This is a genomic window from Amycolatopsis sp. cmx-4-83, from assembly GCF_046548815.1.
GTDB classification, from domain to species: Bacteria; Actinomycetota; Actinomycetes; order Mycobacteriales; family Pseudonocardiaceae; genus Amycolatopsis; species Amycolatopsis pretoriensis_A.
This window is the reverse complement of record NZ_JAEBEF010000005.1, coordinates 212,909-232,172: the sequence shown is the minus strand read 5'-3', so window position 1 is coordinate 232,172 and position 19,264 is coordinate 212,909. Positions and strand designations below refer to the sequence as shown.

18 protein-coding genes are annotated in these 19,264 nt (G+C 70.7%); 8 read left to right on the top strand and 10 right to left on the bottom strand.

Features of this window, described 5'->3' with window-relative positions; all coding sequences use genetic code 11:
• Positions 1-154: 154 nt before the first annotated feature.
• Positions 155-1,069 carry a LysR family transcriptional regulator gene (locus tag ACLJQM_RS16800; RefSeq protein ID WP_410631970.1) on the bottom strand — a complete coding sequence of 305 codons (915 nt, stop codon included), beginning with the start codon at positions 1,067-1,069 and terminating at the stop codon, positions 155-157.
• Positions 1,070-1,172: 103 nt separating this feature from the next.
• On the opposite strand from ACLJQM_RS16800, the gene ACLJQM_RS16795 reads away from it, so the two are divergent.
• Complete coding sequence (locus tag ACLJQM_RS16795; RefSeq protein ID WP_360765681.1) at positions 1,173-1,868, top strand: SDR family oxidoreductase; 696 nt, start codon at positions 1,173-1,175, stop codon at positions 1,866-1,868.
• Between the two features lie 102 nt (positions 1,869-1,970).
• Positions 1,971-2,579 (top strand): hypothetical protein, encoded by a 609-nt coding sequence (locus ACLJQM_RS16790; RefSeq protein ID WP_410631969.1) that lies wholly within the window; start codon positions 1,971-1,973, stop codon positions 2,577-2,579.
• Here the strand turns inward: ACLJQM_RS16790 and ACLJQM_RS16785 are convergent.
• Entirely contained in the window at positions 2,576-3,016 is a 441-nt protein-coding gene (locus ACLJQM_RS16785) for a GNAT family N-acetyltransferase (protein ID WP_247019329.1), read from the bottom strand. The two genes, ACLJQM_RS16790 and ACLJQM_RS16785, sit on opposite strands and share 4 nt — an antisense overlap.
• 107 nt (positions 3,017-3,123) lie before the next feature.
• Between ACLJQM_RS16785 and ACLJQM_RS16780 the strand changes: the two genes are divergently transcribed.
• A complete protein-coding gene (locus tag ACLJQM_RS16780) occupies positions 3,124-3,339 on the top strand; it encodes a hypothetical protein (RefSeq protein ID WP_410631968.1) in 216 nt (71 codons plus the stop codon).
• Between the two features lies 1 nt (position 3,340).
• Here ACLJQM_RS16780 and ACLJQM_RS16775 read toward each other — a convergent pair whose 3' ends face one another.
• From ACLJQM_RS16775 to ACLJQM_RS16765, 3 genes are all read right to left on the bottom strand, one after another.
• Positions 3,341-4,162: an SGNH/GDSL hydrolase family protein gene (locus ACLJQM_RS16775; protein WP_410631967.1), complete on the bottom strand. Its 822-nt coding sequence runs from the start codon at positions 4,160-4,162 to the stop codon at positions 3,341-3,343.
• 171 nt (positions 4,163-4,333) lie between these two features.
• Positions 4,334-5,827, bottom strand: a complete 1,494-nt coding sequence (locus ACLJQM_RS16770) for an alpha/beta hydrolase (RefSeq protein ID WP_410631966.1) — start codon at positions 5,825-5,827, stop codon at positions 4,334-4,336.
• A 97-nt stretch (positions 5,828-5,924) separates the two neighbouring features.
• Positions 5,925-6,935 carry a LacI family DNA-binding transcriptional regulator gene (locus ACLJQM_RS16765; RefSeq protein ID WP_410631965.1) on the bottom strand — a complete coding sequence of 337 codons (1,011 nt, stop codon included), beginning with the start codon at positions 6,933-6,935 and terminating at the stop codon, positions 5,925-5,927.
• Between the two features lie 58 nt (positions 6,936-6,993).
• Between ACLJQM_RS16765 and ACLJQM_RS16760 the strand changes: the two genes are divergently transcribed.
• Positions 6,994-8,547, top strand: a complete 1,554-nt coding sequence (locus tag ACLJQM_RS16760; RefSeq protein ID WP_410631963.1) for an FGGY-family carbohydrate kinase — start codon at positions 6,994-6,996, stop codon at positions 8,545-8,547.
• Here the strand turns inward: ACLJQM_RS16760 and ACLJQM_RS16755 are convergent.
• The 3 genes from ACLJQM_RS16755 to ACLJQM_RS16745 form a co-directional block, all read right to left on the bottom strand.
• Complete coding sequence (locus ACLJQM_RS16755; protein ID WP_247019335.1) at positions 8,478-8,819, bottom strand: hypothetical protein; 342 nt, start codon at positions 8,817-8,819, stop codon at positions 8,478-8,480. The genes ACLJQM_RS16760 and ACLJQM_RS16755 overlap by 70 nt on opposite strands.
• 218 nt (positions 8,820-9,037) lie before the next feature.
• On the bottom strand, positions 9,038-9,928 hold the full coding sequence (locus ACLJQM_RS16750) for a hypothetical protein (RefSeq protein WP_410631962.1): 891 nt from the start codon (positions 9,926-9,928) through the stop codon (positions 9,038-9,040).
• Between the two features lie 100 nt (positions 9,929-10,028).
• Positions 10,029-10,493, bottom strand: coding sequence for a GNAT family N-acetyltransferase (locus ACLJQM_RS16745; protein ID WP_410631961.1), 465 nt, complete (start codon positions 10,491-10,493; stop codon positions 10,029-10,031).
• 70 nt (positions 10,494-10,563) lie between these two features.
• Between ACLJQM_RS16745 and ACLJQM_RS16740 the strand changes: the two genes are divergently transcribed.
• Positions 10,564-11,145 carry a TetR/AcrR family transcriptional regulator gene (locus tag ACLJQM_RS16740; RefSeq protein ID WP_360765705.1) on the top strand — a complete coding sequence of 194 codons (582 nt, stop codon included), beginning with the start codon at positions 10,564-10,566 and terminating at the stop codon, positions 11,143-11,145.
• Here the strand turns inward: ACLJQM_RS16740 and ACLJQM_RS16735 are convergent.
• Positions 11,142-11,924, bottom strand: coding sequence for a hypothetical protein (locus ACLJQM_RS16735; protein WP_247019342.1), 783 nt, complete (start codon positions 11,922-11,924; stop codon positions 11,142-11,144). The two genes, ACLJQM_RS16740 and ACLJQM_RS16735, sit on opposite strands and share 4 nt — an antisense overlap.
• A 153-nt stretch (positions 11,925-12,077) precedes the next feature.
• Here ACLJQM_RS16735 and ACLJQM_RS16730 point away from each other — a divergent pair, with 153 nt between their 5' ends.
• Positions 12,078-17,300 (top strand): hypothetical protein, encoded by a 5,223-nt coding sequence (locus tag ACLJQM_RS16730; protein WP_410631960.1) that lies wholly within the window; start codon positions 12,078-12,080, stop codon positions 17,298-17,300.
• A gap of 2 nt (positions 17,301-17,302) precedes the next feature.
• Here ACLJQM_RS16730 and ACLJQM_RS16725 read toward each other — a convergent pair whose 3' ends face one another.
• Positions 17,303-18,268: a GlxA family transcriptional regulator gene (locus ACLJQM_RS16725; protein WP_410631959.1), complete on the bottom strand. Its 966-nt coding sequence runs from the start codon at positions 18,266-18,268 to the stop codon at positions 17,303-17,305.
• A gap of 52 nt (positions 18,269-18,320) precedes the next feature.
• Here ACLJQM_RS16725 and ACLJQM_RS16720 point away from each other — a divergent pair, with 52 nt between their 5' ends.
• Both ACLJQM_RS16720 and ACLJQM_RS16715 read left to right on the top strand, forming a co-directional pair.
• Positions 18,321-18,701 (top strand): cupin domain-containing protein, encoded by a 381-nt coding sequence (locus ACLJQM_RS16720; RefSeq protein WP_410631958.1) that lies wholly within the window; start codon positions 18,321-18,323, stop codon positions 18,699-18,701.
• Between the two features lie 56 nt (positions 18,702-18,757).
• Positions 18,758-19,261 carry a winged helix-turn-helix transcriptional regulator gene (locus ACLJQM_RS16715; RefSeq protein ID WP_410631957.1) on the top strand — a complete coding sequence of 168 codons (504 nt, stop codon included), beginning with the start codon at positions 18,758-18,760 and terminating at the stop codon, positions 19,259-19,261.
• Positions 19,262-19,264 lie beyond the last annotated feature (3 nt).

The window sequence follows — 19,264 nt, the reverse complement described above, 5'->3', positions numbered from 1 at the left end:
CCGATCGGCCCCACCCACCGGTACTGACCGGTAGGAGCAAGCTATCCGATGGGAGCGAACTTTGGCGAATGGCACAGCGAAATCCGGCCGTCGCGGAGAAGTTCGTCCTGATGGCACAAAACCTTAGTAGGGAATCTGTCACATTCACCAGGACTTAACGGGTCGCCGAGGACAGTTTGCCGAGCAGTGCGCCGGGCACGGTGATCCCGCGCTGTGCCACGTCCGAGGAAAACCGCCGGACGAGCGAATCCGAAGGCGTCGCGGCGAACACCACGACTTCGCGGTGCAGCGCCGGCTTCAGCCGCCGCAGCGCACCGGCGAAGGTCCGGGAGAGCGCGGTCGTCGGGACCAGGGCCAGACCGAGCCCCGCCGCCGCGAGCTGAGCCGCCGTGGCCGCTTGTTTCGTCCGCATCACCGCCTCCAGCACGGCGCCGCGGCGCGCCGCTTCCTCGTCGAGCCAGCCGCCGAGTCCGTTGTCCGGGTGGTAGTGCACCACCGGCAGCCCGGCGAGGTCGGTCATCGCGAGCGCCGTTCGCGCGGCGAGCGGGTGGTCCGCGGCCAGCGCCACGACGACCTCCTCGCGCCCGACCACCTCGACCGGCCCGGTCCAGCGGCTCGGCCGCGGCCCGGCGGCGACGTCCGCTTCGCCCGATTCCAGCGCCCTGACCAGCGCGTCCGCGCTCGTCGTTTCGGTCAACGTGATCAGCACGTCCGGGCGGTGGCGGTGCCAGGCCCGCAGCACCGGGGCGAGCAGACCGGCGGTCATGCTCTCCGCGCACGCGATCCGCAGGGTGCCCGCGCCGCCGGCGGCCACCGCGCGCCCGGTCCGGACCACCCGTTCGGCGGCGGCGAGCGCCGCTCGCGCGTCGGCCAGGACCGCCCGCCCGGTGGCGGTCGGCCGCACCCCGCGCGGCAGCCGTTCGAGCACCGGCGCGCCCAGTTCGCGTTCGAGCGCGCCGATCTGGTGGGACAGCGCGGGTTGCGAGAGGTGCAGCCGCGCGGCCGCTTCGGTGATCGACCCCGCGTCCAGGACGGCGACCAGGCACTCCAGCGCGCGCAAGGTAGGCATTCGCCGATTTTATCGCAACCCTCGAAAACATCGAGATCAAGACGGGATTGTCCGCGGGGCCGTGAGCGCTGAACGACGTGTGCGAGACGGAAGGAGCACGGAAATGTCGTTCGAAGGAAAGCGCCTGGTGGTCGTCGGTGGCGGTTCGGGAATCGCCCGGCGGATCGCGGTGGACGCGCGCGACGCGGGTGCCGAAGTCACGGTCGCCGGGCGGAACCCGGCGCGGTTCGCCGAATCCGGGGTGCGCACCGCATTCGCGGACCTGACCGAAGAATCGTCGCTGAAAGCGCTTGCCGAAGAGGCCGGCGAAGTCGACTACCTGGTCGCGCTCGCGTCGGCGCCGGCGAACGGCCCGGTCACGACGCTGGAGCGGGACGCGGTCACCCGGGCGTTCGACGCGAAGGTGGTCGGGCCGCTGCTGCTGGCCAAGCACTTCGCCCCGCGGTTCCGCGAGGGCGGAGCCGCGGTGCTGTTCTCCGGCGTCGCCGCCTGGCGGCCGGCGCCGGAACGGACCGTCATGGCCACGACGAACGGCGCGGTGGCCTTCCTCGCGGCCGCGCTCGCGGTCGACCTGGCGCCGATCCGGGTCAACGCCGTCTCGCCGGGCATCGTGGACTCGGGCGCGTGGGATCGCCTCGGGGACGCGAAGGACGCGTTGTTCCGGCGGACGGCGGAAGCGAACCCGGCACGCCGGGTGGGCACCGTCGAAGACGTGTCGGCGGCGACCCTCCACTTGCTCCTGAACCCGTTCGTCACGGGCACGGTGCTGCATGTGGACGGTGGCGGCCGGTTCGCCTGAAACCCAGGGTGAGCAAGCCTTTACACGGCGGTTGACCATTCCTATGATCGGGCCCGACCGGACGCGCCGCCGCGGTCCGGTCGGCCCGAGGTGGAGGGTTCAATGGCACGTAGGGCGCCGCGACGGGAGCACGTCACCGTCGCCGAGCTGCTGGTCCGGACCACCGCGCCGCGCGAGCAACCCGACGGGGCGCGGGCCCGGCACCGGGAGAAACCGCAGGTCTTGCGTTCGCTCGCCCGGCTGCGGGTGTTCTCGGTGGTCGCCGGGGCGCTGGCGCTGACCGGCGGGGTCGGCGCGGCGGTGTCGATGCCGGTGCAGCGGGGCGCGGGCGGGTCCTGGCCCCCGGTGGGCCTCGAACCGCCGCCGATCGCGCTGATCCCGTTGCCCGCCGACGTCGTGGTGCCGGCCGCGCGGCCGGGTGCGGAATCCGTGGTTTCACCCGCGAATCCCGCCGCGACTTCCCCGGAGGCGGCTTCGGCGAACCCGGATTCCGGAATTTCGCCGGGACACCGCGGAACCCTCGCCCGTGCGGTCAAGATCGTCGAGAAGGCGAAACCGAAACCGCGGCACGCCGCGCCGGTGCGGCACGAAATCCCGGACGTGCCGGTCTGGTCGCGCGGCCGGGCCCCGGCTCCGGAGCGGCAAGCGATCCACACCGGACGCCACCGCGGCGGCGGGCACCACGAGTGCGGTGGCCGGCACCGGCGCTAGGCGTCCAGCGGGATCTGGTACTGCATGAATCCCTTGTCGACGGCGACCTGGTCGTAGAGCCGCCGGGCGGTCGTGTTCGACGTCTGCGTGTGCCAGTAGACGCGGACGCACCCCTTCGCCCGTGCCCAGCCGGCGACGGCTTCGATGAGCGCCCGGCCGACGCCATGCCCGCGGGCTTTCGTGTCGGTGAACAGGTCCTGCAGGTAGCAGACGTCGTCCGAAGTGGTGCTGACGTGGGTGAAGAAGTGGACGATGCCGACGAGTTCGCCGTCGAGCCGCGCGCCGAGGGCGTGCATGCGCTCGCCGGTCGCGAACTCGCGCCACGCCCGGTCCACCCGCTCGGCCGGGAGTGTCCTGCCGTAGAACGTGTTGTAGCCGGCGAACAGGTTTTCCCAGGTCGCGCGGTCGCTTTCGGTGAGTCCCCCGGTGGTGATCATGGAATCAGGCTAGTCCACCGGACACAACTCACCAGTAAGGTGACGAACCCGAATCAAATTCATAGAATCAGGGCGCTCATTCGGCAGCAGTCAAGCGGAGGTTCCTGATGGCGCGCACGGCGCACCGCGGCAGTGGCAGACCCGTCTCGGTGGGCGAGCTGATGCTCCGCTCGGACGTCCACGGCAGGCGCCGCCCGGAGGACCTCGAGGTGCTGGAACTGGCGTACCGGATGCGCCGCCGCACCGGCGTGGCCGCGGACCTCCCCGCGGTGAAGAGCGGTGGCTGGTGGCAGGTGCTGCGCCGCGGTTTCCGCCGGGGCTGACCTACCGGAACGCGACCGCCACGGCCAGCGCCGCGGCGAGGGCGCGGTGGCCCGCCGCGCTCGGGTGGACGTCGCACCCGCCGGACGGCAGCTTCACGAGCAACCCCGCGGCGCACGGGTCGCCACCGGCGCGCAGGGAAGCCAGCCGGAACGCGGTGAACCCGTCGGCGACGGTGCCGCGGTGGTGCCGGGTCACCTGGGCCAGCGTCGCGTTGATCGCCTTCACCTGCGCGACCTGCGCCGGATCGCGGTAGTCGAGCGAGTAGTACGACACGAGCACGAGCTCGCCGCGGTACTGCGCGCGCACCGCGCCGAGGATGGTCGCGAGGTTCGCCCCGACCTGCTTGAGCGCGGCGTCGAACGTGGCGCCGGTGCAGTGGTCGGGCGTGGTGTCGCGGCAGCGGAACAGGTCGTTGGCGCCGACGGTCAGCGTGACGAGCCGGGTGTCCCGGTGCGTCTTCAGGTACTGCACGGCGTAGCCGATCTGGCTGCCGGGATAGGCGACGTGCAAGGGAAAGGCCAGGCGGTAGGCGTTCTCGCAGCCGTTGCTCGGCGCGGCGACGTCCAGCATGCTCCCCGTCGTCTCACCCGGGCAGGACGCATTGGCGAGCTTCAGCCCGCGCGCGGCCGCGTACTTCTCCGCGTAGCCGCGGAAGTTGGCCGCGTCGAGGTAGTCCGCGTCGGCGTCGGGCCGGTAACCGAACGCGACCGAATCACCCAGGGCGAGGTACCCACCGTGGGACCGGGCCTCCGCCGGGGCCGTGAGCAGCGTGCTCGCCGCCAGGACCGCCGCCGTGACGGCGAAGAATCGACGAAGTACCAATCCGGCCGAAAGCAGGCGGACACGGTCCGCAGCCGATCTGCACGACGCACCAGGTTCCGCCGTGACTGCCGTCGGGATTGGTACTCGACGGCACAGCATCTTCGGCTCCTTCCGCGCACCGGTGCGTGGCCGGAACCGATTCCGCCGGTTCCGGCCACGCGGCGGTAGGCGTCAGAAGGCGATCGTCGACGGTGCCTTCGGCCCGGCGACCCGCGCCTCGGGCGTACCCGGCTCGACCGCGGCGCAGTGCGTGCCCTTGGCCGGCAGCTTGCCGGTGATCAGGTAGTCGTCGGTGGCCTTGGTGACGCACTGGCTGTTCTTGAAGTACGCGCCGTGGCCCCAGCCGTCGTAGGTGAGCAGTGTGCTGCCGCTCTGCCGGGCGGCGGTCTGCGACCACGCGTACGGCGTCGCCGGATCGTGGCGGCTGCTGACCATCAGCAGCGGCGGCGCGCCGTGGACCTGCAGCGGGTGCTGCGGGTTGCTCGCCCGCTCCGGCCAGCCGATGCAGCCGGTGACGGCGGTCCAGCCCAGCGAGTTGACCTTGACGTCGGGTGCGAGCGCCGCGGCGGCCCGGCGGTAGGTCTCGAGTTCGGCGAAGTTGTGCACCGGCAGGCGCCAGTCATCGCAGAACACGCTCTGGAAGACGTTGTTGATCGGGACGTCGTCACGCAGCCGCGCCGACGCGGCCGGCGGGGTGCCGTCCTTGAACGACTTGAGCACGGTCGCGAGCCGATCCCAGCTGGGGCCGTAGAAGCTGCCCTGGATGATCGCCGCGAGGTCCAGCGGGGTGACCGGCTCCTCGCTCTGCGGGTCCTTCAGCTCGCCGCGCGCGGCCTTGTCCTGCAGGTCCCTGGTCACCTTCGAAACGTTCTGGCCGTGCAGCGCGCAGCTCGCCGTCCGGGCGCACCAGGCGGCGAACTCGCCGAACTCCGCTTGCACGGACTGCGTTTCGCTGTTCAGGAAGTCCCACGCGGTGTACTGCGAGTGGTCCATGTTGCTGTCGAGGACGAGCGCGCGGACCTTGTCCGGGAACAGTTCCGCGTACTGCTGGCCCATCAGCGTGCCGTACGAAACGCCGTAGTACGTCAGCTTCCGCTCGCCGAGCGCGGCGCGGATGGCGTCCATGTCCCGCGCGACGCTCTTGGTGTCGCCGAACCGCGCCAGCGGCCCGGTGAGCCGGCCGCAGCTTTCGCCGAGCTTCCGGTTGTACTGCGCGAGCTGCTCGAACTCCGCCTGGTTCGCCGGTACCTCCGGGTGGTCGGCGATGATCTCGTCGAGCCCGCACTTGATCTGCGTGCTGTCGCCGACGCCGCGCGGGTCGAACCCGACGGTGTCGAACCGCTTGGTGATCTCGGCCGACAGGGTCCAGCCGGCCTTGACCTCACCCGCACCCGCGCCGCCGGGACCGCCCGGGTCCATCAGGATCGAGCCGATCCGGGCCTGCGGATCCGTGGCCTTGCGCCGCGCGAGCGCGATGCTCGTGGTGCCGCGGTCCGGGTGCCCCCAGTCGATCGGCACGGTGACCGTGCCGCAGTCGACGTCCGGCGCGTCCGCGCACGGCTTCCAGGCCACGGATTCCGCCGCCGAAGCGGGCGCCGCGAACAGGCTCCCCAGTACCGCCGTTGCCGCCGCGGCCGTCAGCAGCCGCTTCACTACCCCCGACATTGCCAGCCCTTCCCCTCACCGACAGTGTTTGCCCGGCTCCAGGAAATCACCGATCCGGTGATCGCGCCAGCTTCCCAGGTGAACCGGCCCTTGGTGTCTATTGTGGACAGATCAAGCGGGCCGAGCTGCCGCGGACGATCAGCTGCGCCGCCAGCGTCGTCGTGGTCGCCGGGCGGGCGCCGCCGTCGGCGATGCGGTCGAGGAGCAGCCGGGCCGCCCGTTGTCCCATCGCGTAGGCCGGTTGGGCGACGACCGTCAGCGACGGCGTGATCAGCGTGGCCCACGGCACTTCGTCGAACGAGACGATCCCGACGTCGCGGCCCGGGCGCAGGCCCAGTTCCGCCAGCACCTGCAGCACGCCGACCGTCATCGGGCTGCCGGAGACGAGGAGCGCGTCCGGCGGATCGGGTGCCGTCAGCAACCGGGTCGCGGCTTCCCGGCCGCCGGCTTCGCGGAATCCGCAGCGGTGCACCAGGTTCGCGGAGTGTTCGCGGCGGGCCGCGCGGAGCCCGTCGCGGTAGCCCGCGAGCCGCGCGTCCGCGGTGGTGATGCCGGGCGGGCCGGCGACGCAGCCGATCCGGCGGTAGCCCCGGCCGGTCAGGTGCCGCACGGCTTCGGCGGCCGACTCGCGGGAATTGACGAGGACCGCGTCGCAGTCGGCCGAAGCGAGCCGCCGGTCGACCGTCACGATCGGCGTCCGGTGCGTGCGCAGCGGCCCGACGTCGCTGTCGGGTGTCGTCGGCGACAGGATCACGCCCGCGAGCCGTTCCTGCGCCGCGACTTCGACGTAGCGACGTTCCTTCGCGACGTTTTCGTCGGAGTTGCAGAGCATCACCGAAAACCCGGCGGCCTGCGCGGTGTCCTCGGCCCCGCGCGCGATCGCCGTGAAGAACGGGTTTTCGACGTCGGAGATGATCAGCGCCAGCACCGCGGTCTCGCGGCGGCGCAGGCCGCGGGCCAGTCCGTTCGGCGTGTAGCCGAGCTGCGCCACCGCCCACGCCACGCGTCCGGCGAGCACCGGGTCCACAGTGGACTTGCCGTTGAGCGCCCGCGACACGGTCGCGGTCGAGACCCCGGCCAGCGCCGCCACGTCCGCGATCGTCGCCACCGCGTCCTCATCCGCTCGTCGTTTGACGGGGTTTCCGGCACACCATAGCGTGGCGCCGGTGACGGGACTGCTGCTCGGCGTCGACATCGGCACGGCGGGCTCGAAAGGCGTACTGCTGGACCCCGGTGGCGCGGTGCTCGCCCGGGCCGTCCGCGAGCACGCCGTGTCGACGCCGCGCCCCGGCTGGTTCGAGCACGACGCCGAAACCGTCTGGTGGGCGGACTTCACCGCGATCGTCGCGGAGCTGCTGCGCGCCGCCGGCGGGCGTCCGCTGGCCGGGCTCGGGGTGAGCGGCATCGGGCCGTGCCTGCTCCCGGCGTCCGCGGCGGGTGAGCCGGTGCGGCCGGCGATCCTCTACGGCGTCGACACCCGCGCCGGCGAGGAAATCGCGGCACTGAACGAAGAACTGGGCGCGGACGCGATCCTGGCGCGCGGCGGTTCGCCGTTGACCAGCCAGGCGGTGGGGCCGAAGCTGCGCTGGCTGGCGCGGCACGAGCCGGACGTCTACGCGCGCACGGAGAAACTCCTGATGGCGAGCTCGTTCCTGGTGCACCGGCTGACCGGCCGGTACGTCCTGGACCACCACTCGGCCAGCCAGTGCACGCCGATGTACGACCTCGCCGCCGGCGGCTGGGCGGCGGACTGGGCCGAGCGCGTCGCACCCGGGCTGCCGCTGCCGGAACTGCGGTGGCCGACGGAGATCGCGGGCGAGGTCACCCCGGCCGCGGCCGCGGCGACCGGGCTGCCCGCGGGGTTGCCGGTGACGGCCGGGACGGTCGACGCGTGGGCCGAGGCGGTCAGCGCCGGCGTCCGCGAGCCGGGTGACGTCATGATCATGTACGGCAGCACGCTCTTCCTGGTCCAAGTGCTCGCCGAACCGCGCCCGCACTCCGGTTTGTGGAGCACCCGCGGCGTCGACCCGGGCAGTTTCACGCTCGCCGCGGGCATGGCGACGTCCGGCGCGGTCACCGGCTGGCTGCGGGACCTGGTCGGCGGTTCGTACGCGGAGCTGACGGCCGAGGCCGCTTCGGTGCCGGCGGGCAGCCGCGGGCTCCTGCTGCTTCCCTACTTCGCGGGGGAGCGGACGCCGTTGTTCGACCCGGCCGCGCGCGGGGTGCTGGCCGGGCTGACGACCGGGCACGGCCGCGCGGAGATCTACCGCGCGGCCCTCGAAGGCACGGCGTACGGCGTGCGCCACAACCTGGAAGCGATGGCCGTCGCGGGCGGTGCGGCCGGGCGGCTGGTCGCGGTCGGCGGCGGGACCACGGGCGGGCTGTGGACGCGCATCGTCTCCGACGTCACCGGGCTGCCGCAGCAGATCCCGGCCGAGACGATCGGGGCCGCGTTGGGCGACGCGGTGCTGGCGGCCGAGGCCACCGGCGTCGAGCTGGATTTCGCCCGCGTGAACCCGATCGCCGAGACGGTCGTGCCGGATCCGGGGGCCGGCGCGCGGTACGGGGAGTTCTACCGGCACTACCGCGCGCTTTACGAGGCCACGATCGAGACCACGCACTTCCTGGCCGCGCAGCAGCACGCGGCCGGTCAGCTCCGGGGCGCCTGCCGGCGGGTGGCCGCGCCCCGCCACCCGCGGCCGGCGGCCAGCCCCCGGTAGTGTTCCAGCGCCGCCACGGACTCGGTGACCTGCTCGAAGCTGGGCAGCGCGCGGACGTTGGCCACCAGCGTCATGTCCTTGCGCGGGATTTCGACGAAGCACACCTCGACGCCGGACCGCTCGGCCTCGGCGGCCACCTGGGCGCGCCAACCGGGGAGGTCGTGGTCGTCGCCGAGCCATTCGTGCAGGTAGACGCACCACTTGCCGCGCTGCAGCTCGCCCGCGATGGCCTCGAGATCGACCAGGTACGGATCGGTCACGCGTTCGGCCATGACCGTTCCCCGCAACACCAAGGCACTACTTCCCTCCTGCACTCCGGCGGTGACCCCTACCGTCCGGAAAGCGCTTCCTCCGGCGGTCACCTCCCCGTTTCCGCCGTGCAGCGCGCGTCGCCAACTTACCGGCGGAACGCGCTGCACGGCAACCGGATCGGCGGATCTTGACATCCCGTGCACGACTCGCGTGCGGATGCACGTGCCGAATGGACCTTTCAGCGCACCCGCAGGAGGTTCGGCGTGCCACCGAAGTACGCACTGTCCGTGACGTACAGTTCGCCGCCGCGCACGGCGATCGCGGTGGGGTTGGCCAGACCGTCCGAAGTGGACAGGATGGTGCGGACGCCGTCGCGGCCGGCCACGACGACCCGGTTCTCCTGGTTGATCGCCGCGACGACGGTAGCGCCGCGGAAGGCGAAGTCGTCGACCGGTCCGAGTCCGCTGACGACGACCCGGCCCGGTGCCCCGTTCAGCGGGAACCGCACGAGCGTGCCGCGGTCCAGGTTGGACACCCAGACCGCGCCGTCGTGGACTTTCACGCCGTTGGCGCCGAAGCCGCTCACCGGGGCGAGCAGGTCGCCGGTGGCCCAGTCGGTGACCTGCCCGGTGCGCGGCGAGACGCGCCGGACGACCGAGCCGAACGAGTCGGCGACGAACAGGTCACCGCTGGCGGGATCGCGCGCGACGCCGTTCTGGAACCCGGACGGGGGCAGGGAAGCCACCTTGACCGGGGTACCGCCGGGGCGCACGCGGTAGAGGCCGGTCGCCGCCGTGCCGGTGGAAACGGCGACGTACAGGTCGCCGCCGGGGGCCCGCACGATGCCCCCGAGGAACAGTTTCTTGTGCACCACGGGGATGTCGCCGTCGTCGGGCACGGGGAAGCGGGCGATGACGCTGACCCGTCCGCCGGGCGTGACGCGGCCGATTTCGCCGGTGTAGGCGAAGGTGAGGTCCGCGGAGCCGTCGGGTTCGAGCGCGATGTTTTCCGGCTGCTGCCCGGCGGCGAGGTCGAGCGGGACGATCCGCGTGGTCGCCTGGGCGGGCGCGGCGGGGAGGACGAGGGTGGCGGCCGCGGTCAGCGCGACGCCGATCTGCTTGATGCGCAAGGGAACTCCGTCGTGGTCGGGATCTCCGTGCCTTCGACGGTAGGGGCGGCGCACCCCCGGCCACCAATAGCTCGACGTGGGCCGCCCATCGGAAAACCGATCACAGGTCGCGCGCGAAACACCGCGAGAGCGGCTCGCCGACGTAGGGCCCGTAGGCCTCGATCGGTTCGTAGCCTTCGCGCTGGTAGAAGCGGATGGCGTCGGGCTGCCCGGTGCCGGTCTCCAGCAGCAGCCGGGCGATGCCGAGCTCCCGCGCGTGGTCTTCGAGCGCGCGCAGCAGGGCGGTCGCGACGCCGGTGCCGCGGGCCGCCGGGTCGACGTACATGCGCTTGACCTCGCCGGACCCCGGCCCGAGCAGCCGCAGCCCGCCGCACCCGAGCGCCGTTCCGGAGGCGTCGCGCGCGACGAGGAACACGGCCATGGTCTCGGCGGTCGGGAGCGCGCCGGGCTCGTGGTCGTCGGTGCCGTAGCGGGCGTCCAGCTCGGTGCGCTGGGCGGCACGCAGGCGGACGGCGTCGACGTTGTCCCAGGTCACCGGGTCGATGGCGAACGTGCAGTCGAGCATCAGGTCGTACCCCCGTTTCGTAACGTTTGTTACCGTAGCATCTGTTACGCTTCCGGGGAAGGAGGCGGACTTGCCGAAGCAGCGTGACGTCGAGGCCCAGCGCGAACTCCTGTCCGGCGCGACGTGGCGGGTGCTCGCCGAGAACGGCCTTCCCGGTCTGACGCTGCGCGCGGTCGCCGAGCGCGCCGGCTGCACGACGGGCCTGGTCATGCACGCGTTCCCGACCAAGAAGGCGTTGCTTCTACACGCGCGAGACCTGCTCTACGAACGCACAGCCGTCCGCGCCGACGCGGCGGAGACGGCGAGTCTTGACGCGTTCGGGGCGCTGGAAGCGGTCCTCGGCCAGGCGGTCGACCTCCCGCACGGCCACCACGACGAATCCCGCGTGTGGGTGGGTTTCCTGGCGGCGGCACTGGCGGACGACGACCTGGCGGAGCGACACCGCGCGGCGAACCGTTCGTTCCTCGCCAGGGTGGGCCGGTTGGTGGCGTCGTGCCGTCCGGAGTGGACGGAGGAGCGGCTCGAACTGACGACGAAGAGCCTGGTGGCGTTGGTGGAGGGCCTGAACGTCCTGGCGGCGGCCGACCCGGGCGGTTACCCGGCGCGGTTGCAGCAGAACGCGCTGGCGGCCGCCCTCGCCCCCCTGCGTTAGCTTCCGCCGTGGTGCACGTTCCCGTGCACGCGGCCGATCTGGATGGCAGTGCCGCCGTGCATCTGTTCGATCACGTTCGAGGTCACTTCGGCGCGTGCTTCTTCTGTAGCGGCCAGCTTCTTTTCGTATTCCTTCCCGACGCCGTTCTTCAGGAGGTCGCCGCTCGGATTCGGCACGTAGAGGTAGACCGTGCCGCGGTATTCCTTCACTTCGACGTCAGCCGGGATGACGCGCGATTTCGGCAGCTGCGCGTAGCCGCTGGCGAGCACGTCGTCGAAGATCCGCTGCGAAAGCACGACGGCGAGGAACGTCTGATCGGGATCGGACGCGGTGAGTACCTCCCGCACCGGCGCGGAATCGAGCAACCGGTGCGTGGTGATCACTGCGGCCCCGATGGCGACCGCGGAGCTTTCGCCGTCGGCCTCGCGGATCGGCCCGACGTTCAGGCTGGCCCGCATCCGCATCCGCAGGTACCGGCTGGTGGCCCGAAGCCGGACATCCCGCTCGGCGAGCACGCTTTCGAGCGCGTCGAAGAGCCGCGACACGACGGCGGGCAGAAACCGCGGCTCGAACCCGATCCCGTACCCGTCCCCGGTCCCGTGCGGGAAAAGCGCGGTCTTCCAGACCTCGTCGAGCCCGGCCCGTTCGAAAGCCTGGGCGAGCACATCCGGAATCATCGCGGCGAGCACCCCTTGATCGGCATCGGAATTGCTCCCGAACGCCTTGGTGTCCACCACCAGCAAAGCCCGATAAGGCGGCAACTCGACATCGGCCGTCATGCGGTCCTCCCCTGTCCGTCATCACCGAGTGTGGTTCGGCCGAGCGGGTGAGCTTTCCGCTTTCCACACGGCCACCCGATCCACCGGTCCCGCAGAATACGCCGCAGGAGCGGTCCCGCGTGGGAGGATCCCGGCCCGGCAGGAGGAGGCTGCGTGGCAGAGGAAGAGCCGGCCAACGTGATCGCGGGCGAGGTCACCGGCCAGGCGGTCCAGGTGGGGTCGGTGCACGGGGACATGTACGTCGGAGTGCCTCGGGCGGTGCCGCGGGCTGTGGTGGAGCCGCCGGCGGGGTGGGATGACCTGCCTTCGTTGCCGGGGAAGATCGTTTCCTTGCTGCGGGCACAGATCGAGAACGCGGAGATCATGCCGTACCGCCTGCGGGGCGCACGGCGTCCTTCGCTGTCGACCGTGTACGTGCGCCAGGACGTGACTACGGGGTCCGAGCTCCAGCCGTCCGACCAGGCGCGACCACTCCCGGTACTCGACAGCAAGGGCCGGCTGATCGACGTCCCGTACCCGCCGGTGGCGCGCCTGACCGTGCGGCCGCCGTCGAGAACTCTGCCGGAGGTGCTCGACGGTGGCGAACACATGCTCGTCACGGGCGGGCCGGGCCAGGGGAAGTCGACCCTCTCGCTGCAGCTGGCGGCCGACGTCGCTCGCCACTGGCAGGAGAGTGACGGTGCTCCGCCGCTGAGCGAGCCGGTGGTCCCCCTCCGGTTGACCGCACGCGAACTCGCCGCGCGACTCGACCTACCGTTCTTCGAAGCGCTGGCCGACACCGTCCGCGGCGAATACGGGGCGATGCTCGATCAGCCGATCGGCGCGGACGACCTGGTCGGCCGGGTCGCCGGCTGCCGCTGGCTGTTGCTCGTCGACGGGCTCGACGAGGTGGCCGACACAGCCGTTCGGGACCGATTGGTCACGGTGCTCGCCGTCCGGGCCTCGGACGCCGCTGCCGCGTACCGCGTCGTCCTCACCACCCGGCCGATCGAAGGAGCCACCCTGGCTCCGCTCCAACGCATCGGCGCGGCCCGGTACGAACTGCTGCCCTTCGACGAAGCAGCGTTCCGGCTCTTCGCCGAGAACTGGTTTTCGGACAGCCCGGACGAAGCGAAGAAGTTTGTCCGGCAGGTCCGCGATGCCCACTTGGACGAGCTGGTCCGGGTTCCGTTGCTCGCCACGATCGCGGCGATCATCTTCGCTGAGTACGCCGACCGGCCGTTGCCCGACAACCAGTACGAGCTCTATGAGACCTACCTGGACTTCTTGCGATCGGCGCACCCCGCACCGGCCAGTACTTTCGACGAATGCCGCGGCCGGCTGATCGAGCACCTCGGTCGCGTTCGGCTCGAAGAGGACACCTCCCTGATCACCGCTGCCTGCCGCTGGGTGACCGCGCACCTGCCCGGGCTGGGCCCCGAGGCGGACTGGCGCGAAGAGCTCACCGCCCACCTGGCCGGTGTCGGCCCGTTCCTCCGCCGCGGCGGCGACCTCGGATTCCTGCACCACAGCTTCGCGGAGCACCTCGCGGCGACGGCGAAGGCCAGGCGGCTCCCGGAGACCTTCGACTCGTCGCACCGCGAGTTCGTCGAACTGCTGCACGCGGCCGAGCCCGAGGATCGCGGCCGCTATGCCCGGCGCGTGTTGCTGCACTACACCCGGCTGCACCCGGCGGAGGCGGATTGCCTGACGAGGTTCCTCCACGACGGCGGTCCTCAGCAGCACCTGCTCGCCGCCCGCCTGCTGGCCTGGCACGTACCGGCGAGCACGGAGGACATGGACGCGTTTCTGGCCACGGCTCGCGCTTGGGCCGCTACGACGCAGTATCCGGGCGGCGAGATCCTGGCCGAGGTCAGCCGGGCCGCGCACCACCCCGGCCTGGTGGGTTGGCTGCAGGGCCTCATGGGCGACGACGGAATACCGTGGTCATCACGGGTCGAGGCGGCCGTCGCGCTCGCGACCCGCCTCAGCAACGTAGAACGCCCGGAGGCTGTCGGAACACTCCGGGACCTCGTGCACGACACGACCATCGAGGTGCAGGCCCGGCTCGACGCCGCCGAGGCGCTCGCCCAGTGCGGTGACGACGAGCGGAACACGGCGATCTTCGGCTTGGAATCCGTATTGAGCAGTCCGGCGGCTACAGTCGCCCAATGCGGGGACGCAGCCGTAGTCCTCGCCGGATTAGGGCGAGAGGCCCGGCTGCGTGCGGTGAACTCGCTGACCGCGGTGCTGGACGATCCCCGGGTGATCGATGCGGACCGGGCGGCTGCCGCGCTCAGCTTGAGCGAGATCGGTGTCGAGTTCCACGAGCGCTGCGCGTCGGTTTTGCAGGCGATCTTGCGACGCCGTTCGTGGTCGTCGTCCGGAGTGGAAGCAGCAGTGCGAGGTCTGGCATCGCTGGGAGCGGAGCACCTCGCCGAGGCTGCCGCAGAGCTGGACCGACGAATCACCGATGCCCGGTTGCACTACACCGATCGGTTCGGGGCGGCTCGTGCTCTGCTGAGGCTGGGGCCGCAGTACCGCGTGGGAGGCCGCGAACGGATCCTCGAGCTGGCGAGCAACCCGGCCGCGAGCACCTTGGACCAGGCGTACCTCGGCTCGGTACTCGCCGACTGCGGGCCGGATCTCCACGAACAGGCTCTGAAAGTCATCCGTTCGGTGCTTCAGGACCCCGTCGCGGCCGTGGGTAGTTTGCAGATGGCGGGCCGGAAGCTGGCCGAACTGGGACCCGAACACTGGCCGGATGCAGTCCGGGCGTTGACCCGCGCCGCCGTTCATCCACTGGGTGGTGACGGCCCGGAGGTGGCTGCGTGGGGGCAGCTCGCCAAGCTCGGCGAACCGCACAAAGCGATCGCTGTCGAAGGGCTCCGGTCCGCGATGAAGGACCCGGAGTCGTCGGCGGGCTTGCGGTGCCAGGCGGCTTCCGAGCTCTTCCGCCTCGGTCCGGAATTTCATGCTGAAGCAGCCAACCGGCTGACCGGCTTCACCGGGCCGTCGGTTCCGGTGAAGGTTCGGATCACAGCTTGGCGGCAGCTGAAGCAGGTAAGTCCTGAGATGGCGAAGCGTGCTTCCGCGGAGGTCCTCGGTTTCATCACGAACAGCAGTACGGAACCCTGGCCCGAAGAGCTTACCATCTGGGAGGAAGATGTTCTGGATTCGACCGAGTTGGCACGGGTACTGGAGAGCGTCGTCGATGGCGATGAATTCAGCGGTCGGCAGCGGAAGGACGCGGCAGTCGGTCTTTCGATGATGCATCATCGGTACCACGCTGCGGCTACCCGGGGGTTTTTGCGGCTGATCACCGACGGCGTCGCTCGAGACTTCGAAGTGGCTGTCGCCGGCCGCAATCTGAGTCGCACTGGAGCCGCAACGCGCGCTGCGGCGGCCGACGTTTTCCGCGATCTCGTCGTTTCCTCCTGCAGCCGGCCCGAAATGATCTGCGGCGCAGCAGAAGCCTTGGACGCTCTGGATGCTCTGGATGCCGTGCGTGACGATGAGGTGATCGGCGCGTTGGCCGCGCTGGTTGACGATTGCGCTGCTGACGTCGCGTCGCGTTGTCGAGCCGTGGTCCTCTTGGCGAGGAACCAGATCGTGGTCCCGGCCGAGGCCGGCAAGTTGCTGACCCGGCTGTTGCCGAAGATGGAATCTTACACGTGGATGAGGTACGTCAGGGAGATCGCCGCCGCCGGAGCGGACATGGTAGGCGAGATCCGCTCGAGGTCGGTCGATCGTGACACGCCCTTTCTCATCCGCCAGCAGTCGGCGACTCTCCTTTCAGAGATGAAGGCGGAACTGGCGCACGAGTCGATCATCGAATTGCGATCGCAAGCCGACGACCCGTTTCTGGACAGTTACTACCGGACCGGTGCCATGTCGAGACTGGCTACCGTGGATCCGGGCACCGCCGTCCGTGCGGCTGATGCCCTCCGCACGATGATGGAGGACGAACAGATTCCGATCGAGTGGCGTGCGGACGCCGCTTTCGAGTTGGCGGGGATCGATCAACCAGCAGGTGAGCTGGCGCGTCGTACCTTGCGGAGACTCGCCGCCGCGCCGGAATCGACGGCGCAGGAACGAGGCGAGGCGCTGCGCGTGCTCGGATACTTTCAGGTCGACGGTTCCAGGACGGTCGGACTTCGGCTTGCGCTCGCTCACGACCCGGGTGCCGTGGCCGGCAAGGTTCAAGCCGGTCTGCTGCGCAACCTGCCTGGCAAGGACTGCAGAACTGTCGGACGGGCCATGGTGCTGGATCGCCTTGTCTCGTCGGCTGCCTGGGCGGACACTGTGACGGAGTGGAGCGATCCGGACCTGGCACACGAGGCGGTCCGAGAACTCGCCGACCGGCTCGCTGGTCCTGAGTCGACACCGGCTGCGCGCATCGACGCGGCCATGGCGTTGAGCCGGATATCGCTGGGGCACGAGCCGGCCGCGGTGGAAGTGCTCGAGGACCTGGGCCGCGGCGGTACGGCCACTCGTCGCGTCCGGCAGAAACTGGCCTCATTGTCTCCGTGCTGGCGCGAACGCGTTATCGCTGATGCGCGTGCGGTGCTGGCCGATGTCGATCGGCCCGGACGAGATCGCGCGAACGCCGGGTCCGTCATCATCGAGCTGACCTCGGAGCTGCCCGATGAGGTCCGGGTCCAGCTGACCGGGCTGCTGGCCGACGAGCGGATCGCGCAGCGTCTGCGTCTGCGTCTTCTTTTCGAGCTGCGGCGCTTGGACGAGGTCCGGGCAATCCGGGACGACCAACGCGAACCGATCCTCATGCGCAGGTTTGCCGCACTGTGGCTGGCGAATTACAGCAGTGAAGACCGCGCCACCGGAGCTGAGCTGCTTCACACGATCGCGATCGATCCGGGGCGTCACCCGAGACTCCGCTGGTGGGCCGCCGACGACTTGGCCGAATGGGGAATTCGCGGGCACGACCTTGGCGCCGCGGTGCTGGAACAGCTCGTGGTGGACGAAGCACTCCCAGTTTCCGTGCGGCACAACGCTGCTCGCACGCTGGGTTCGTACCGACCCGATCTTCGCGGCGAGGTGCTCGTCGTGTTGCGTCGGCTCGCGATGACCGGAGGGGCGCTCGTTCGCGTCCAAGTTTGGGATTCGATCGGCTTTTTCGACCCGGGTGAAGGTGCGTTCGGATTGATGGGTCTCGCGCGCGACCGCGGCTTGGGACCGGTCGTCCGGTGCCGGAGCGCCTGGGCTGCCGCGCGGCTGCATCGGGATCACCGGGAGGCCGCCGCCATCGTGGCTCGCGAGATCGCGCACGACGAGGAGGCTCCGCGGCACATCCGGGTTTCCGCTGCGCGGTTGCTGGCCCTCGTGAGTGAACTGTGCCGCCCCGAGGCGCGTGAACTGCTTGAGCGGTTGCGCTGACCTCAAGCCGCCGGGCCGAAGCGGCGGCGGTACGCGCTGGGGCTCAGCCCCGTGTGCCGGCGCAACTGCAACCGCAGGTTCGCTGCCGTTCCGAAGCCGCTTGCCGAGGCCACCCGGTCCAAGCGCAGCTCGCCTCGCTCGATCAGGCGGCAAGCCAGCGTCACCCGCTCCGTCGTCAGCCAAGCCAACGGCGTTGTCCCCAGCTCGGCCCGGAACTTCCGGTGCAGGGTCGCCGGGCTGGTTGAAGCGTGGGCCGCGAGGTCGGCGACCGTAAGGGGCTCGTCCAAGTGGGCGAGGGCCCAGGCCAGCACCGGAGCCAATGAAGTGTCAGGGACCGTCGGCACCGGGCGGGCGATGAACTGCTGCTGCCCGCCGTCGCGGTGGCCCGTGAACACCAACCGCCGGCTGACGGCGTTCACCACCTCGGCGCCGTGGTCGCGGTGGATCAGGTGGAGGCCCAGGTCGAGGGACGCCGCGCTGCCGGCCGCCGTAAGAACATCACCCTCGTCGACAAAGAGCACGTCCGGCTCCCATCGCACCGCCGGGAAGCGTGCAGCGAACTCCGGGGCCCACTGCCAATGGGTCGTCGCGCGGTGGCCGTCCAGGACGCCGGCCTCCGCGAGGGCCAGGGCGCCCGTGCAGAAGCTGACCAACCGTGCGCCTCGGGCGGCTGCGCGGTGGATCGCCGCGATGATCGAGGGGTTCGTCGGGACCCGCGTGTTCGGGCGGGCCGGCACGATCAGCGTGTCCGCTGTGTCGGCCGCCTCCAGGCCGGGGACGTCGGTGAGCGTGAACATGCCCAGGTTCATCCGCACGGCGGGCGTTGCCGAGCACAAGGTGAAGTCGTACCAAGGGCGGTTCAGCTCGGGCCGGCGGAGGCCGAACAGCTCCGTGGTCACGCCCATCTCGAACGGGTTCGACTCCTCCGTCACGATCGCCACGACGCGGTGCGAGAATTCTTGCGGCATGTGCGATTCCTAGCACTCGTGCCCGGGAAACGCCAGGTCGAGGATGGGGTGCATGAACCCGATCGACCTCAATGAAGTCCTCGCGAGCTTCGACGCCGCCTGGAGTCCGCGGATCGTCAGTCGTGTCAACGACTACGACGTCCGGCTCGCTCGCTTCGATGGTGAGCACGTCTGGCACGTCCACCGGGACACCGACGAGTTCTTCCTCGTTCTCGACGGGGAGATCGAGATTGGGCTTCGCGACCCCGTCGAACGAGTGGTCACGCTCGGAAAAGCGCAGGCTTTCGTCGTGCCCAAGGGCGTCCACCACAAGCCGTCGTCGAAAGCGGGGGCCAGTGTTCTGCTGGTCGAACCCGCCGGGACGCTCTCGGTCGGGGACGACCACGACGAGGTGCCCGGCCACGTCGACGTCACCACCGGGCACCTTGTCTGACGGCGACCGCCGCTGACCTGCTGAGTCTCTCTGCGAAACGGCGTACCCTCGGCCGCATGAAACGGACGTCGTTCGCGCAGTGGCCGTGCTCGATCGCGCGCACCATGGATCTGCTGGGGGACTGGTGGACCCCTCTGGTGCTGCGGGACGCCTTCTACGGTGTGCACCGCTTCGACGAGTTCCAGCAGGCGCTCGGCATCGCGCGCAACACCCTCGCCGACCGGCTCAAGCGGCTGGTCGAGGAGGGTTTGCTGGAGAAGGTCGCCTACCAGACCGAGCCGGTGCGCTACGACTACGTGCTCACCGAGAAGGGCCGCGACTTCTACCCGGTGCTGCTCGCGATGACCCGCTGGGGCGACAAGTGGCTCGCCACCGAAGCCGGCCCGCCGATCACCGTCCACCACCTCACCTGCGGGCACGACACGCACGCCGAAATCGTCTGCGCGGAGTGCGGTGAGCCGATGACGCCCGAGGAGACGCGCATGCGCCGCGGGCCCGGGTTCCCGCCCCGGCTGGCGCAGCGGCCGGACGTCGAGGCGCGCTTCGCTCGGCAGGAGTGACGT

Coding starts and splice junctions, on each gene's coding strand:
- ACLJQM_RS16800 (WP_410631970.1), bottom strand. CDS start 1,069: ATGCCTACCTTGCGCGCGCTGGAGTGCCTGGTCGCCGTCCTGGACGCG.
- ACLJQM_RS16725 (WP_410631959.1), bottom strand. CDS start 18,268: ATGCCGCAAGAATTCTCGCACCGCGTCGTGGCGATCGTGACGGAGGAG.
- ACLJQM_RS16780 (WP_410631968.1), top strand. CDS start 3,124: ATGGCGCGCACGGCGCACCGCGGCAGTGGCAGACCCGTCTCGGTGGGC.
- ACLJQM_RS16795 (WP_360765681.1), top strand. CDS start 1,173: ATGTCGTTCGAAGGAAAGCGCCTGGTGGTCGTCGGTGGCGGTTCGGGA.
- ACLJQM_RS16770 (WP_410631966.1), bottom strand. CDS start 5,827: ATGTCGGGGGTAGTGAAGCGGCTGCTGACGGCCGCGGCGGCAACGGCG.
- ACLJQM_RS16755 (WP_247019335.1), bottom strand. CDS start 8,819: ATGGCCGAACGCGTGACCGATCCGTACCTGGTCGATCTCGAGGCCATC.
- ACLJQM_RS16735 (WP_247019342.1), bottom strand. CDS start 11,924: ATGACGGCCGATGTCGAGTTGCCGCCTTATCGGGCTTTGCTGGTGGTG.
- ACLJQM_RS16745 (WP_410631961.1), bottom strand. CDS start 10,493: ATGCTCGACTGCACGTTCGCCATCGACCCGGTGACCTGGGACAACGTC.
- ACLJQM_RS16790 (WP_410631969.1), top strand. CDS start 1,971: ATGGCACGTAGGGCGCCGCGACGGGAGCACGTCACCGTCGCCGAGCTG.
- ACLJQM_RS16720 (WP_410631958.1), top strand. CDS start 18,321: ATGAACCCGATCGACCTCAATGAAGTCCTCGCGAGCTTCGACGCCGCC.
- ACLJQM_RS16715 (WP_410631957.1), top strand. CDS start 18,758: ATGAAACGGACGTCGTTCGCGCAGTGGCCGTGCTCGATCGCGCGCACC.
- ACLJQM_RS16785 (WP_247019329.1), bottom strand. CDS start 3,016: ATGATCACCACCGGGGGACTCACCGAAAGCGACCGCGCGACCTGGGAA.